Consider the following 15236-nt stretch of genomic DNA (forward strand, 5'->3'; position numbering starts at 1 on the left):
TATTAAATTATGAAAATTATATTGACATATAAGTGTTTTTTTGTATAGAATATGTGCGAATTTTCATAATGTTTTTTTGGGGTAATATATTATATGAGTAAAATAAACCTATCAAGTGTAAAATTAGGCACTTTTAAAATGGGTAAATTAAACAGCATAATGTTTAAAATACCATTTATGGTAACAGTAATGATAATTATGTTATCGGTTGTAATAATATCTGTATCCATAAGCCTTGCAACTAAAGAAATAAATGCAGCAACAGCTTCAGGTTTTGAAACTTCGGTAAATGGTTTTTCTTCCTTGATAGATAGCATACTATCTTATCAGTCTATTCTTATAGAGTCCTATGCTAATATTCCTACAATAAAAGAATATATGTCAACTAGAAGCGAAGCAGTTCAAGACAGGGCTATCAAAACTATGACAGTATTATTTGATAATAATTCTTATATAGTAGATTTATTTATGTTGAGTTTAGACGGAAAAGTAATAGAGTCATACAATGGAAACAAAGAAGAGGCAGGAGAGAATATCTCTTCAATGTATCCTGCATTGTGGCAGTCATTTGTTTCTAAAAATTATAATACAACATTATCATTTAATATATACAATCATGAAAACTATATTATACTTCCAGTTTTACAAGGTGTAAGAGATGATAATAATAATGTAGTAGGTGCTTTTATAGCGTATGTAAATTGGGGTAAAATCATAGATGAAAGTTTAAAAGATTCAAAGTCTCAGTTTTCAGAGGAAAAAACACTTTTTGTTATTAATAATGAAATGGATATAGTTTATCATAATGATAAAAACAGATTATTTTCTAAGGCTACAGGAGCTCTTGTAATACCTAGTAATGAAGATTCTGGTCTTCTTAGTTATATAAGGGAAGGAGAGGCAATATCAGCATTCTTCAAAAAATTATCTTCTACAGAATGGGTAATGGTTGAAAGAACAACAGACAGATTATTATATGCCCCCGGAAGAAAGATGACACTTATAGGTATTATTATAGGAATTATAGGAGTTACTATATCTGCAGCCATAACTATATGGTATATACATGGCACTATTAAGCCTATGAAGTTTATAGTTGAAGAGGCAAGAGAGATGTCTGAGGGTAATTTTTCTATAACTTCTTCTATAAATGATAGAAAAGATGAGATAGGGGAGCTTTCTCATTCTTTCCAAGTAATGCGTGAAAAAATAGTAACAGTTATAACCGATGTATTAGCCGCTTCTTCAGAGATAGCAAATGCTGCTAATGAAGTTTATCAGGGTACTGAGGATTTGGCACAGAGAACGGAGTATCAGGCATCAAGTTTGGAAGAGACTGCTTCTTCTATGGAAGAGATGGCTTCTACTATAAAGTCATCTGCACAAAACTCAGTAGACGGTAATAAAGTTATGATAGATTCAAAAAATGCTGTTAAAGAGGGCGGTATTGTAATAAGCGACACTACAAAGATGATAGAAGATGTTTATTCGGCAAGTGCCAAAATTAAAGATATTACTAAAGTTATAGAAGACATTGCTTTTCAGACTAATATACTTGCTTTAAATGCGGCAGTAGAGGCAGCCAGAGCAGGAGATCAGGGCAGAGGCTTTGCGGTAGTAGCAAGTGAGGTAAGAAACCTAGCACAAAACTCCCAGACTTCAGCTAAAGATATTACAGTTCTTATAGAAGATATTTATGAAAAAATAAATAAATCAGCCGAAATGGCAAGACATTCTCAGGATATTTTTAATAATATTGAGCTTAAAATAGAAGAGACTTCACAGATTATGAATGATATTAGTCAGACAGCAGTAGAGCAGGAAGCTGGAGTTGATCAAGTTAATACAGCGGTTACAAAAATGGATAGTATTACTCAGCAAAATGCAGCATTAGTAGAACAGTCTACAGCAGCTACAAAATCGCTTCTTGACCAAGCTAAACATTTGGAGGATTTGGTTGCTTTCTTTAAAGTGAAATAATATTATATTATCATATTATACAAAATAATACTTTATTGTTTTTCTGTATAATATGATAAGTTTTTTATACTACATAATACTATACAAATGTCATTTTTTGTATTTTACAGTAATTACTATAAAATATTTATATCATCAGAATTGACTTTTTTTAATAATTAAATTATACTATACAACTATAGTGTTAGTAGTTTTTATGTTTTAATTTTCATTATTAAACAATAACTATTTTTATAATATCTAATTTTTTGTTTTAGAGAGAGTGTTTATTTATGAGAAGATTTAATAGTATAGTTGTAAAAATTCCTTTAATAGTTAATATAGTTATTGTAATATTATCTTTTACAATAATTTTCACTTCAATAAAAATAGCTAATAAAGCTATAAATAATGCAACATATTCAGGTTTTGAAACTTCAGTTAATGGTTATTCTACATTGTTAGATACTATACTTAATGATCAATTAATCATTATGGATGCATATTCAAGAATACCCGAGGTAATAGAATATATGCAGACAAGAAACGAAGCTGTAAGGGAAAGAGCATTAAGTACTATGATAAATTTATTTGATAATAATGATTATATAGTAACATTAGATTTAATAGGTTTAGATGGTAAAGTAATAGAAGCATACAATGGAGATACTAAAAATGCAGGACTTGATATGTCTTCAACTTATCCTAAAATGTGGAAAGAGTTTGTAGCTTCTGGTTATGATCATGCTACAAGCGATAACATATACAAGTCAGATATAAATAAAGGGTATGTTCTTCCTATAGTGCATTCCATTTATAGTTTGGAAGGCGAGCTTATAGGAAGTTTTGTAGCGTTTGTTGATTGGTCAAGAATTATTAATGAAACTTTGGCAGATGCTAGAAATGAATTATCAGAAGCTAGAAGTATATTTGTTTTAAATGAAGATGACTTGCAGTGTGTATATCATAATATTAATGAAACTATAGGTGTTATTCCGAATGCTTCATTAAAACCTCCTGCAGGACAGTCTTCTGGTATATTTGCATATAATTTTGACAATTCCCCTAGAACAGCATTCTTTAAAAAGATGAAAAGTCAGCCTTGGTTTATGATGGCTGCAATTACACATAATATATTGTATGCAGAAAGCAAAAAAATGACAATTATTGGTATATTATTAGGTATAGCTGGCGTTATTATTTCTTCTTTGGTATCTGGATTTTATATAGGAAGAACTATTAAACCTATAAGCAATATAGTTGATGAAGCTCATCAAATGGCCAAAGGTAATTTCATGTTTAAATCTCAATTATCAAAAAAAGATGATGAGATAGGCGAGTTATCTAATTCATTTGATACTATGAGAAACAGATTTGTAGAGGTAATTTCAGAAGTACTTGCAGCTTCAAAAGAGATAGCAAATGCAGCTTCAGAGCTTCATAAAGGAAGTGAAGATTTGGCACAGAGAACAGAATATCAGGCGTCAAGTTTGGAAGAGACTGCTTCTTCTATGGAAGAGATGGCATCTACAATAAAATCATCAGCACAAAATTCAGTAGATGGTAATAATGTTATGATAGCTTCAAGAAATGCTGTTGTTGAAGGCGGAAGTGTTATAGCGAATACTACCAAAATGATAGAAGATGTTTATTCAGCAAGTGCTAAGATAAAAGACATTACTAAAGTTATAGAAGACATTGCTTTTCAGACTAATATACTTGCTTTGAATGCGGCAGTAGAAGCAGCTCGTGCAGGAGATCAGGGCAGAGGCTTTGCGGTAGTAGCAAGCGAAGTAAGAAATCTAGCACAAAACTCTCAGACTTCAGCTAAAGATATTACAGTGCTTATAGAAGATATTTATGAGAAAATAAATAAATCGGCAGAAATGGCAAGACATTCTCAGGATATATTTAGAGATATAGAAGTAAAAATAGAAGAAACTTCAAAAATTATGAGCGATATTAGTCAAACAGCTTTAGAACAGGAAGCTGGAGTTGACCAAGTTAATACAGCGGTATCAAAAATGGATGGCATAACTCAGCAGAATGCTTCTTTAGTAGAAGAGGCTACTGCAGCTTCAAAATCGCTTCTTGAACAGGCTAATCATTTAGAAGATGTTGTATCTTTCTTTAAGGTGCAGTAAATTATTTTTAATTATATATTTTAAGAAAGCCTGTAATTTACGGGCTTTTTTGTTTTTTAATAAGTTTATATTTATTTTAGTTTTATGCTGTTAATATACTCTTTTAATTTTGGAATATCTTTTTTTACTGTTTCCCAAATTATATCATTGCATACATCATAATATTGATGTATTAAAAAATTTCTCATATATGATAATAAACTCCATTCTATTTTAGGATTATTATTTTTGTGAAATATATTTTATTTATGATAGTATTATTATTATAAAAATATAATAGCAATATATTCAAAACTATGATATTATTTTATTTACACTTGATTATATAAAGGTTTTTATAAATGAAAAATATCGCTATACTTGGAAGACCTAATGTTGGTAAGTCCACACTGTTTAACAGATTTGCTGGAAGAAGAAAATCTATAGTTGACCCTACTGCTGGAGTTACCAGAGATATAAGTATGTCTTTAGCATATATTGATGATATAGCTTTTAATGTTTTTGATACTGGGGGACTTCTTGATATAAGCGATGATACTTTAAATGAAAAGGTGAGAGAGAAGGCATTAAAAACCGCTGCAGAAGATGCAGATATACTTCTCTTTTTAGTAGACGCTCATCAAAGCCACCCCGATGACAGACACTTTATTAATATCATAAGAAAATCTGGAAAGCCCATCATACTTGTAATTAATAAAGTAGATGCTGATTCTCATAACAATTTGATTAATGAATTTTATTCTTTAGGTATAAATGATGTTGTTCCTATAAGTGCTGAACATAATAACGGCATTGATGATTTGAGAGAGAAAATACTTGAAGTGCTTGAGAGAATAGGTGTTGATTTGGAGGCTGAAAGAGAAGAGCAGATTAATCAGATAAAAGATAGTAATAAAAGTTCATACAATTCAGAAAAGATGGATATTGAATATAATGAATTATTAGAAGAATATGATGAATATGATGAAGAAAGCACAATAGAAGAAGATGAAAATAAAATTATAAATATAGCAATAGTAGGTAAGCCTAATGCTGGTAAATCTACTTTATTAAATACCTTAATAGGAAAAGACAGAAGTATAGTTTCAGATATTGCAGGTACAACTCGTGATGCTATAGATGAAACTTTTAATTTTAAAGGCGATGATATTTGTCTTGTAGACACTGCTGGTATAAGAAAAAAGAAAAATGTTAATACAGATGTTGAATATTACAGCGTAAACAGAGCAATAAAAGCAATAGAATCTTCCGATGTATGCATACTAATGCTTGATGTATTTGAAGGTTTAACCGACCAAGATAAAACAATCGCCAATCTAATAATAGAGAGAAAGAAGGGCATTGTTATAGCTGCAAACAAATGGGATATAAGAGAGAAAGGCACTACTTGGAATGATTATGAGGCATATATGAAAAGTGCCTTTCCTATACTTAATTATGCTTTTTATGCTAGGGTTTGTGCTGCTAGAAAAAATGATGCTGAAAAACTTTTATCGCTTGCTGTACGTGTGGCAAAAACTAGAATGCAGAGATTTGAAACTCATGCTCTTACAGAGACTATGGTTAGAGCTACTAGAGAGTATACTATATCTGCAGGAGGAAATCCTTTTAAGATTTTTTATGTTACTCAGACTGGAGTAAATCCGCCAGCATTCGCTGTGTTTTGCAATCATCCGCATAAATTAAATTCGCATTATAAAAGATATTTAGAAAATAGATTTAGAGAAATGTTTGATTTCAGAGGAACTCCGATTATTCTTAATTTCAGGAAGAGGGGTAAAAAGTATGGAGGTTAAAAATATGCTTTTAAAAATTATCATAAGTATAGCAGTATCCTATATAATAGGAGCTATTCCTTTTTCATTTATAATAGGAAAAATAAACGGTCATGATGTAAGAAAAGAGGGAAGCTGTAATCCCGGTGCTAGTAATGTTCTTCGTGTATGCGGGAAAAAAGCTGGAATTCTTGCATATATACTTGACATAGGAAAGGGTATGATTGCTGTATTAGTACCTTCTTTTATACTTGCTGATATGGTTTCTACTCATAGCTATATTTTAGTGGCATGTGCTGTGGCTTCTATACTTGGGCATGTATTTTCTATATTTTTAGGATTTAAAGGCGGTAAGGGTGTTGCTACAAGTGCAGGTTCCATGTTTATGCTTGCTCCTATAAGCCTTCTTATTACTATGGTATTTTTCTTTATAGGATTATTTTCTTCCAAAAAAACTGTTGCTATAGGTTCTACATGCGGGGCTATAGCTTTTCCTATAGTTTTAAGTATTTTATATTTTAAGGCTAATTTCTTATACAGAATATTTTTTAATATAAATTATATTGTTCTTCTTCCTATAGCGATACTTCTTGCTATATTTATAATAATAAAGCATATACCTAATTATAAAAGAATGCTTAAAGGTGAAGAAAATAGTTTTTCTAAAAAATAATTAATTATTTATATTTTTGTAAGGCTCTTGCAATCTTAAAAATATTATAAAATAACTTTCACAAAGTTTTTATTAGATTTCAAACTTAAATTTCGCATATTGTTAAAATTATTAAAAAATATTGGAGTTATAACAATGTATAAAAAAAGATTTTCAATTATAACAAAAATATTAATATTTTTTGCAGGAATAGTTTTAACTTTAGATGGTGTAAGGGGATTGTTTTCTTTTATTAATACAAAAAATTATATTCATACTGTAGGAGTAGTTGAAGAGTGCGGTATAAAAAGGGTATATGAATCTGGAAAAATTAAATATAAAAATTCAATGGTAATAAGTTATGAAGCTGATAATCATGGAACATTATATGCTGCTTTAAGAAGTCATTATCCATTTAGAAAAGCAGGCGATGAATTGCCTTTATGGTATGATGCTGATGAACCAAAAAATATAAAACTTCCTTTTTCTGATAGTATTTCTAATATATTCACTATTGTTTTAGGACGTATATTAATTTCTTTTGGACTTGATATTGTAAAGAAAAATAAATAGCTATATTGCTGTTATTATCAATGCTTTTAATACTTGATACTTTGAAAGATTATAGTATTGAGATAAAAGACTAATGAGATAGTTTATAATTTACATACTCCATCTAAAAGATTGACAAAATTAATAATCAGTAATATAATGAAAAATAGATTCCAACAGCAATATATTTAAGCCACAATCTGGATTAAGTGGAATCTAGTTTTTTATTTTTTAGACACGAACAGCAATTTTATTTTATGGCAGTAAGAAGGTTCAAATCCTTTAGCCATTTTTAATGGTGTATATCGTGTCTAGTTTTTTATTCTATGCTTATTTTATTATAGGCATGGAATATTTTTTATTATAGGAGAATTAATTTTATGTCTTTTTTAGATTTGCTTAAAACTTCCTTTAATAAAACTTATACGCAGAATTTTGCTGATACTAATATTTCATCATTAAGCGGTGTAATAGATTTATTTGCAACTATGGGAGCAAGCAGACTAAAAACAGACGATGAATTATTAAAATATTTTATAGATGCTTGGAGAGAAAGTCCTGAACTTACAGCTAAATCTATAATGTATTTGAGAGATATAAGAAGAGGCATTGGCGAGAGAGAAGTTTTTAGGAAATATATAAATATTATGATTAGGCAAAATCATACTCTAACAGCAATAGAAATCTTAAAAACTATACCTGAGCTTGGAAGATGGGACGATATTATTTATATATGGTATAAAAACAGACAAAACAAAAAAATTTCTGATTTTACAAAAAATATAATATTAGAGCAATTAGAAAAAGATAAAACGGCTGATAATGTTTCGCTTCTTGCTAAATGGCTTCCTAGTGAAAACACATCATCACAAAATACAAGAAACATTGCAAAAGAATTAATACAACTTTTAAATATAAACACTAAAGAATATAGAAAAACTTTATCTTCTTTAAGAAATAAAATAAAAATAGTAGAAAATAATTTAAGAGAAAAAGATTATACATTTGATTATTCATCTGTTCCTTCTCTTGCTATGAGAAAATACTCTAAAGCATTTATTAGAAATGATGAAAAAAGATATAATAATTTTTTTGAAGATGTAAAACTAGGAAAAGTAAAATTAAATACTAGCGTCTTAACTCCATTTGATGTTATAAGAGAGATTTTAGACTGTGATGAAGAAGATAAAAAATCGAGAAGAGAAGAATTTGATTTAACTTGGAAAAATCTTCCAAATATTTTTGGAGATAATAATTTAAATGCCATAGCGGCATGTGATGTATCTGGAAGTATGGGAATGGCTTTGAATGGGGAACCATTAATATGCTCCGTGGCTTTGGCAATATATATAGCACAGTTAAATAAGTCTGCATTTCATAATCATTTTATAGATTTCTGCGGTAATTCTAAAATACATGACATATCAAATATAAATAATATTGTTGATGTAGTTGATTATGTTTTAAGGTCATCTGTTGATTATAGTACAAATATTAATTCTGTATTTAAAGCCTTGCTTAATACTGCTATCAAAAATCATGTTCCAGAGGAAGAGCTTCCTAAATATATAATAATAATTTCTGATATGGAGTTTAATCAATGCGAACTTACAAATAAAACTAATTTTGAATATTGGAAAGAAATATTTAATAAAAATAATTACAAACTTCCTAGAATAATTTTCTGGAATGTAAACTCATTAAGCAGAATAATGCCTGCATTAAAAAATGATGATGTATTATTTGTTTCTGGAAGAAGCCAGAATGTTATAAAAAATATAATCAATATAGATAAATACGATTTAGCAAATCAAGATGAACTTTCAATGATTTTAATATTAGATACTTTGAAAGATTATAATATTGATATAAAGGATTGATATTATTTAAAACCAAATTTGTTTTCTTATTTTTTACTGTGAGTATTTTTAATTAAGTTCATTACTAACCAAATAAAAACTTATAATCACTTATATTTTTTATTATTAGTATAAAGATTAATTTTTAATAGGTTTTCATTTATGCAAAATATAGAAAATAAACAATCACAAATAGAAAAAATTATTGAAGAATATGATAATAAATTAAAAGATAAAAACAGAGAAATAGAAAAATTAAATGATGAATTAAACAGAATATCCACAAGCAGTTATAATTCTGGCGTTCCGAATGTAATATCAAATAGGGGAGATGAAAGCGATGATTTTTCATTTCCTCATAAATGGGCATTAACCTGCAAGAGAATGGAGAGTTCTATTTATCTTGAGCCTATACTTCAGTTTTACAGAGGAGTTATTAATTCTTTTGATTATTTTGTAGAAAAGCCCAAAGAATGCGAAGATAATGAAAGAGTAAATAATGCGTACAACTTTTTTGTAAATCAGTTTGAAAGGTCTGGAGGACTTAAAAACTTAATAGTTAATGTTACTTATAATGCTTTGGTTTATGGATTTTGTTTTTTTACTCCGAAACTTGAAGTAGTATCTGCAAAGGCTTACGGATTTAAGGGAAGGCTTGACGGACTTAGAGGATTTAAGTATTATGATCCTTCTTCAATATACAGATTCAATTTTGATGAAAATGACAGTGATGAAATTAAAAGCATAAGTATTATAAAGAGCCGTAAAGAAATTTTTAATAGTTTGTATAGTGATGATGAAGCAAGCATTATAAATATAGATTTTGATTTAGCTTTAGCAGGTTATGCAAGCTATGGAAGTATTGAAGGTGATATTATAGGAAAGCCTTTTTTATACAGTTCATATTCACTTTGGCAGATTTTAGAATCTATGGATAATAGTTTTAACCGCAATTTAAAGAATATAGGCGAGCATAGTTTTAATTTTATAGCAAATACAGAGCTTAATGATTCAAAGCGTAAGGAGGCAGAGAGGGAGATAAGAAATTTCGTAAATAATGGAGGCGGAATTTTTATCTCCAAATATGGTAAGATAGAAAAGATAGAAAGTATTGATGCTAATGAATGGTATAATTTTAGAGACAGCATGCTTTCAGCTTTATTTAAAAATAAGGGAGTAGATATTAAAGCACTTGGTCTAAACAAAGGAGCTACTAAATCATTGGCAGAACTTACTCAGGACAATGCTATTCTTATGGCAAGCGATATTGTTTCTGGTATAATCAATTATATTAACAACAGCTTCATTAAAAGATATTTTGATTTGAATTTTAAAAGTTTAAGACTTTCAGGCGAATGCGATTATTTTAGAGTTTCTCATTCTGTAATTGAGAAATCAGAGTAGGTATCAATAAAAAACTTTGATAATTTGATGTAATAAATAGTAAAATAGAACTTATTATATATAATAATATGTTAAATATATTTAAATACGATTAAATTTTTATATGTATATGCAATTGCTAATTATTTAAATTTGTATATACTATATTTGTATAAATTTATTTCAAATTTTACGATATCTCTAAAATATATTTAAGGAGGCATTTATGGCAGTTAAACTTTTTAGCAAAGAAGAATTGCAGAGATGCACTACAAAAGAACAAGTTGAGGCATACTTTGATTCTTTGGGTATAAAAGAAGATGATTATGAAACAAAAATAGATGCTCTTACAAAAGCATGTAATTCTAAAGCCATAAAGTATTTTGGTAATATATCATTAGAGAAAAAATATAATGATATATTGGTAATGTTTTTAGATGAAGATGTTAGAATGTATAGAGGGTTTTGACAAAAATGTCAAAATTTAGATTGAAAAATATAGCTTTATATAAAATTTTTATAAAAGAAAAGGATATTAGTAGTTATGGTTTTTTGTCTCCAGATGAAGAACCTTATGTAGATATAATAATCATAAACAAAAATATGACAATACCTGAAAAAAGATGTGTTGTATCACATGAATTAGCTCATATTATAGTTGAGAGAATATTAAAAGAAAAAAATGTAGAGATAAATTGGGATATTATAGATGAAGAAGAATTGATGGATACTATTATGTGCTATATTTTATATGATAAATCAAATTTCTATAAAGATATTAGTAAATTGGAAGATTTTATAGTTGATGGAGTTTCTGAATTTAAGAAGTTAAGAGAAGCTATAATTAATAAATATGGAAATTAATTTTAGAATAAAAAATTAATAAAAGGCTTGGTATTAATTTACCGAGCCTTTTTTATTTTGATGAACTTATAATCACTTATATTTTTTGATATAGATATAGGAATAATAAATAGACAGATAATGTTTAATTAATATTATCAGAAATAATATATTGAATCTTTATTGAATATATGAGTATTACATTTATATATACCTAAACAAATACAGTTTGTCAAAATTAATTTTTTTTAATTTTAAATATTTGCAGGGCTTTGCCCACCACTCTGTGTGCTACGCAGCACCCCAGTTCTTTTATTGGTATAAAAGAACCAAAAGAACTGCATTTTTAGTCAAAATTTTAGGTGTTACCATACATTTAATACATATATTAAAATATAAAGTTCTAGTAATTGCGTTTTTTGCAACTTTTTTGTGCGGCAAAAAAGTTGATAATTCTATATAAAGTGTATCCGTTGACAAAATAAAATCGTTCCAGTATATATTGTAATAGCACTTGCGTTTTTCGCGAAGCGTATCTGAAAGATAAAAACTTTGGCGTGTGCGGCAAAAAAGTTGATAATAGATTTATAAAAATATAAAAATTGACAAAATAAATATGACTTATAATCACTTATATTTTTTGTTATAGGTATAGAGACAATAAATAATTTCTGATTGCTAACAATATTAAATAATTATAATTATTAAACTGCACATGTTTTTAGCTTTGTAAAATAATAAGTATTACCGTGTAAAATACCTGTTTGCTATATGTATATGGATAATAAATAATTTCTGACAGTTAATTATTAAACAACATCATTAAATTAAATATTTATATCAAGGAGATAAAATGATTAAAAAGAAATACAAAATTTTAGGAGATAGTTTCAAACAGTATATACCGCTTTCAAAAAATACTTTTGCTGAAACTAAAACTAATAAAATCACAGAAAAAAATATTGATGAGATTATAAACTCATTTATAAAAAGCACTATAGAAATATTTGTTTATAAGGGACATAAAGAAGATGATGAAAGAGAGGCTATTGGAAAAGTTGTAAGTTTAGAAAAAGATAATGAATCTATAGGACTTTATGCTGTTATAGAATAGTTTGATGAGAGCATAACAGAAAAGAAATCTTTTTATCCTTCTATTGAGATGGTGGGTAAAAAATCTTATGAAGATGAAGATTTTATTTATTGGGAGAATTGCGAGATAAAAGCAGTTGCTGCAGTGGAATATCCTGCAAGCCGTAATGTAGATTTGCTTTGTGCTAGTGCCATTATAAACAGTGAAGATAATATTAACGGAGGCTACATGCAAAAATTAAAAACTGTATTAGAAAAATTATTAAGCGAAGAGAAAGAAATAGAAAATCATGCTAGAGAAGAGTTTGTTTATTTATTTAAAAATGATGAAGAGATTCAAAATATTATTATTGATATTGTGGCAGAAAAATTGAGAGAAGATAATTTAAAAGTGAATAAAGATAGTAATGATAAAGCGTACAACAAAGATTTAAATAATTTATCTAACTCATCTAATAATACTGCCAATGATAAAGAATTAAATCTTTCAGCTATAACTTACGGTGATTGGTGTAATGAATATGCAGAGAGTCAGAATGCTGTAAGATGTTCTTCAAAATCAGAAAGCTCTACATACACAAAGGCAAGAAAACTTTTTAAGGCTGGACTTAGCAAAGAAGAGATAATGTCAATAGTGAGAAATGATTTAGTACCTATTGGAGTAGGCGGCACAGAGAAGATTAATTTATCAGCATTAAGCGAAGAAAATAAATACAGTGAAATAGCGAAACTTTTTAAATAAATATCAGAGTAGGTGGCATAAAACAATAGGAGTTATAATGGCACAAGGATCTATAATAAAATCAGGTATTCATAGCGATGAAGCTAATTTACCTAAAAAAGGTTTTCCTGTAACAATAAAAAATGATAATGGAAAAGGCGTTTTCTCACTCTACAGCGATGGAAGTGTATTTGTAGGCGTTGCTTTGGAAGACGCTTTTTCCTATCAAGAGTTTGGATTAAGGGCAAATACAATATCGGTTTGCTATGATGGAATAGTAAATGCAGTTGTAGCTGAAAGTGTTGTAGCAGGAGATATCGTAACAGCTAGTGATGTAGGATTCAAAAAATCATTAGACGGACATGGAGTAGGAGTAGTTATAAGAGGCGGCAGCAATTATGCAGAGATACTTTTGAAATCTGTATAATGTGTATTATATAGTTAAATAAATATTTATTAAATGTTTTATAATACTGAAATTTAGTTTAAAAATGCAGTCTTTTTGCTTCTTTGGGTCACCAAAAGAAGTGGGGTTTGGGGCAAAGCCCCAATTATTAAAACTATAAATATGATTTTTAAATTTATTATATAATAATATAACTATATATATGTATAAATTGCAACAGGCATAATAACTTTAGTTATAACTTAATTAAAATCAAGTTTATAACTAATAACAATAGGAGTTAAATAATATGAGCATACCTAATTTACAAAATATACAAAATAAACTTTTTCCAATTATCAATAAAGAAATGCCTAGATATATGGGGCAGACTAACTTTGTGAGCAAATATATACCAGAGATTTTTGTCGGTGTTTCTCAGGGAGCTATAGGAGGCGATTTAGACAATACAGCATTTAATCTCAAAAACATGTACGGTGGTACTTCTTTGGGGGATTTAAATATTTTTAATGAGTATCCTAAACATGAGGCTAGAGTTTTTAAAATGGAGCCTGAAGAGTATTATATCGGAATAGACATTAACAGAATAGAAGAGATTAATGAACTTTATTCAAGAGATGAGAAAAAAGCAGGTGAAGAGATTTTAAATTATATAGCTCAGAAACTTGTATCAAGACTAGGTCTTTTAAGAGAAAGAAACCTAGCTGCAAAAGTTACAGATGCAAGTCTTTACGGAAGTACAAACACTGTTGATTTAACAGCAAAACCTATAAGCACTTGGACGGAGGCTGATATTGATAATTTCTTCTCTTCATTTATAGATTTGGCTAAATATTTAAATTATGCTGTGGGAGGCAATCTATTTAATGACAGAATGGAGCTTCAAAATAACGGACAGAAACTTTATATAGTTATTCCAATAGATGTATATATTAAACTTCAAGGCTTATTCAGATTATTTTCTAATTATATATCAATGATTGGAAATGATGCCAACGGAAAATATAAAGCATTCAGACCAGATATTTTTAATGCGGTAACAAGCGGAATAACTGTTGTAGGCACAGCATTCAGAGTTGCAGATGATCATGAAGTGGATCAAATATATCAGCTAGAAAATCTTACAGATATATGGACAGGCTCATCAATTTATATGTTTACAACTTCATCTAATATACTTGATATGGCTTCAATAAAAGAGGTAGTATATTTAAATCATGATATAAGAGAAGTTGATATATTGGGCAATAATTTGTGGAGAACAAGAACAAAGAGATGCACAGTAGCTTCCAACCCTTACGGCTTCTGTAAAATAGACTTGAGCTTGTCTTAATATAATTAATTTCTAGAAATTTATATTGTAAAAATATGTATTAATCATGGTAATACCTGAAATTTAAACTGCTACTTGCTAAAGGCACGCATAGTGAGGCGGACTTTGTCAAATGCAGTTCTTTTGGTTCTTTTATACCAATAAAAGAACTGGGGTGCTGCGTAGCACACAGAGTGGTGGGCAAAGCCCTGCAAATATTAAAATTATGAATATATACTAAAAAATTTTAAGTTTGTAAATTTTTATTCAACTTTTTCCCGCCGCAAAAAGTTGCAAAAAGTGCAAGTATTTAAATTATTATTAAATCGTACTAATCATTTATTACATGTGGTATAAATTGTTAAATTTAGTATAATATATAGCCTTTCGCTGCCGAAGGCACGCAGAGCGGCGGGCTGTGCCTGCTTCTTTGTGGCACGCCACAGGCGGACAGCGTCAAAAAGAAGTGGGGTTTGGCACGACTGTGTACTTCGCAGCAAAGCCACAAATATAATAAAAAAATACTAAAATAAAAAAC

The 15236-nt window shown here is 28.7% G+C and carries 14 protein-coding genes; 13 read left to right on the top strand and 1 reads right to left on the bottom strand.

All coding sequences use genetic code 11. From position 1 onward, the window contains the following. Positions 1-93: 93 nt before the first annotated feature. Complete coding sequence (locus tag BMUR_RS07115; protein ID WP_013113928.1) at positions 94-1980, top strand: methyl-accepting chemotaxis protein; 1887 nt, start codon at positions 94-96, stop codon at positions 1978-1980. A 272-nt stretch (positions 1981-2252) separates the two neighbouring features. After that, on the top strand, positions 2253-4103 hold the full coding sequence (locus BMUR_RS07120) for a methyl-accepting chemotaxis protein (protein WP_013113929.1): 1851 nt from the start codon (positions 2253-2255) through the stop codon (positions 4101-4103). Between the two features lie 71 nt (positions 4104-4174). Here BMUR_RS07120 and BMUR_RS14455 read toward each other — a convergent pair whose 3' ends face one another. Continuing rightward, positions 4175-4342, bottom strand: a complete 168-nt coding sequence (locus BMUR_RS14455; protein WP_280513019.1) for a HepT-like ribonuclease domain-containing protein — start codon at positions 4340-4342, stop codon at positions 4175-4177. A gap of 102 nt (positions 4343-4444) precedes the next feature. Here BMUR_RS14455 and der point away from each other — a divergent pair, with 102 nt between their 5' ends. The 11 genes from der (at position 4445) to BMUR_RS07170 (ending at position 14719) form a co-directional block, all read left to right on the top strand. Then, positions 4445-5899, top strand: a complete 1455-nt coding sequence (gene der / locus BMUR_RS07125) for a ribosome biogenesis GTPase Der (RefSeq protein WP_013113930.1) — start codon at positions 4445-4447, stop codon at positions 5897-5899. Between the two features lie 4 nt (positions 5900-5903). Further along, complete coding sequence (plsY, locus tag BMUR_RS07130) at positions 5904-6551, top strand: glycerol-3-phosphate 1-O-acyltransferase PlsY (protein WP_041750086.1); 648 nt, start codon at positions 5904-5906, stop codon at positions 6549-6551. Positions 6552-6686: 135 nt separating this feature from the next. Next, on the top strand, positions 6687-7103 hold the full coding sequence (locus BMUR_RS07135; protein WP_013113932.1) for a DUF3592 domain-containing protein: 417 nt from the start codon (positions 6687-6689) through the stop codon (positions 7101-7103). 359 nt (positions 7104-7462) lie between these two features. Then, a complete protein-coding gene (locus BMUR_RS07140; protein WP_013113933.1) occupies positions 7463-8962 on the top strand; it encodes a DUF2828 family protein in 1500 nt (499 codons plus the stop codon). A 141-nt stretch (positions 8963-9103) separates the two neighbouring features. Beyond that, entirely contained in the window at positions 9104-10345 is a 1242-nt protein-coding gene (locus BMUR_RS07145; protein ID WP_013113934.1) for a hypothetical protein, read from the top strand. Between the two features lie 205 nt (positions 10346-10550). Next, positions 10551-10793: a hypothetical protein gene (locus BMUR_RS07150; RefSeq protein ID WP_008728951.1), complete on the top strand. Its 243-nt coding sequence runs from the start codon at positions 10551-10553 to the stop codon at positions 10791-10793. Between the two features lie 5 nt (positions 10794-10798). Next, on the top strand, positions 10799-11188 hold the full coding sequence (locus BMUR_RS07155; protein WP_013113935.1) for an ImmA/IrrE family metallo-endopeptidase: 390 nt from the start codon (positions 10799-10801) through the stop codon (positions 11186-11188). Between the two features lie 832 nt (positions 11189-12020). Then, complete coding sequence (locus tag BMUR_RS14955) at positions 12021-12281, top strand: hypothetical protein (protein ID WP_244833407.1); 261 nt, start codon at positions 12021-12023, stop codon at positions 12279-12281. 48 nt (positions 12282-12329) lie between these two features. Next, on the top strand, positions 12330-13001 hold the full coding sequence (locus BMUR_RS07160) for a hypothetical protein (protein ID WP_244833409.1): 672 nt from the start codon (positions 12330-12332) through the stop codon (positions 12999-13001). A 37-nt stretch (positions 13002-13038) separates the two neighbouring features. Further along, complete coding sequence (locus BMUR_RS07165) at positions 13039-13407, top strand: hypothetical protein (RefSeq protein WP_013113936.1); 369 nt, start codon at positions 13039-13041, stop codon at positions 13405-13407. Between the two features lie 268 nt (positions 13408-13675). Further along, positions 13676-14719, top strand: a complete 1044-nt coding sequence (locus BMUR_RS07170) for a hypothetical protein (RefSeq protein WP_008721534.1) — start codon at positions 13676-13678, stop codon at positions 14717-14719. The last annotated feature ends 517 nt before the right edge of the window (positions 14720-15236 follow it).

It is taken from the genome of Brachyspira murdochii DSM 12563 (genome assembly GCF_000092845.1).
In the GTDB taxonomy this organism is placed as follows: domain Bacteria; phylum Spirochaetota; class Brachyspiria; order Brachyspirales; family Brachyspiraceae; genus Brachyspira; species Brachyspira murdochii.

Excerpts from the sequence above, each read along its gene's own strand:
- plsY (WP_041750086.1), top strand. The coding sequence starts at position 5,904 with ATGCTTTTAAAAATTATCATAAGTATAGCAGTATCCTATATAATAGGA.
- BMUR_RS07140 (WP_013113933.1), top strand. The coding sequence starts at position 7,463 with ATGTCTTTTTTAGATTTGCTTAAAACTTCCTTTAATAAAACTTATACG.
- BMUR_RS07160 (WP_244833409.1), top strand. The coding sequence starts at position 12,330 with ATGGTGGGTAAAAAATCTTATGAAGATGAAGATTTTATTTATTGGGAG.
- BMUR_RS07145 (WP_013113934.1), top strand. The coding sequence starts at position 9,104 with ATGCAAAATATAGAAAATAAACAATCACAAATAGAAAAAATTATTGAA.
- BMUR_RS07135 (WP_013113932.1), top strand. The coding sequence starts at position 6,687 with ATGTATAAAAAAAGATTTTCAATTATAACAAAAATATTAATATTTTTT.
- BMUR_RS14955 (WP_244833407.1), top strand. The coding sequence starts at position 12,021 with ATGATTAAAAAGAAATACAAAATTTTAGGAGATAGTTTCAAACAGTAT.
- BMUR_RS07150 (WP_008728951.1), top strand. The coding sequence starts at position 10,551 with ATGGCAGTTAAACTTTTTAGCAAAGAAGAATTGCAGAGATGCACTACA.
- BMUR_RS07120 (WP_013113929.1), top strand. The coding sequence starts at position 2,253 with ATGAGAAGATTTAATAGTATAGTTGTAAAAATTCCTTTAATAGTTAAT.
- BMUR_RS07170 (WP_008721534.1), top strand. The coding sequence starts at position 13,676 with ATGAGCATACCTAATTTACAAAATATACAAAATAAACTTTTTCCAATT.
- BMUR_RS07155 (WP_013113935.1), top strand. The coding sequence starts at position 10,799 with ATGTCAAAATTTAGATTGAAAAATATAGCTTTATATAAAATTTTTATA.
- BMUR_RS07165 (WP_013113936.1), top strand. The coding sequence starts at position 13,039 with ATGGCACAAGGATCTATAATAAAATCAGGTATTCATAGCGATGAAGCT.
- der (WP_013113930.1), top strand. The coding sequence starts at position 4,445 with ATGAAAAATATCGCTATACTTGGAAGACCTAATGTTGGTAAGTCCACA.
- BMUR_RS07115 (WP_013113928.1), top strand. The coding sequence starts at position 94 with ATGAGTAAAATAAACCTATCAAGTGTAAAATTAGGCACTTTTAAAATG.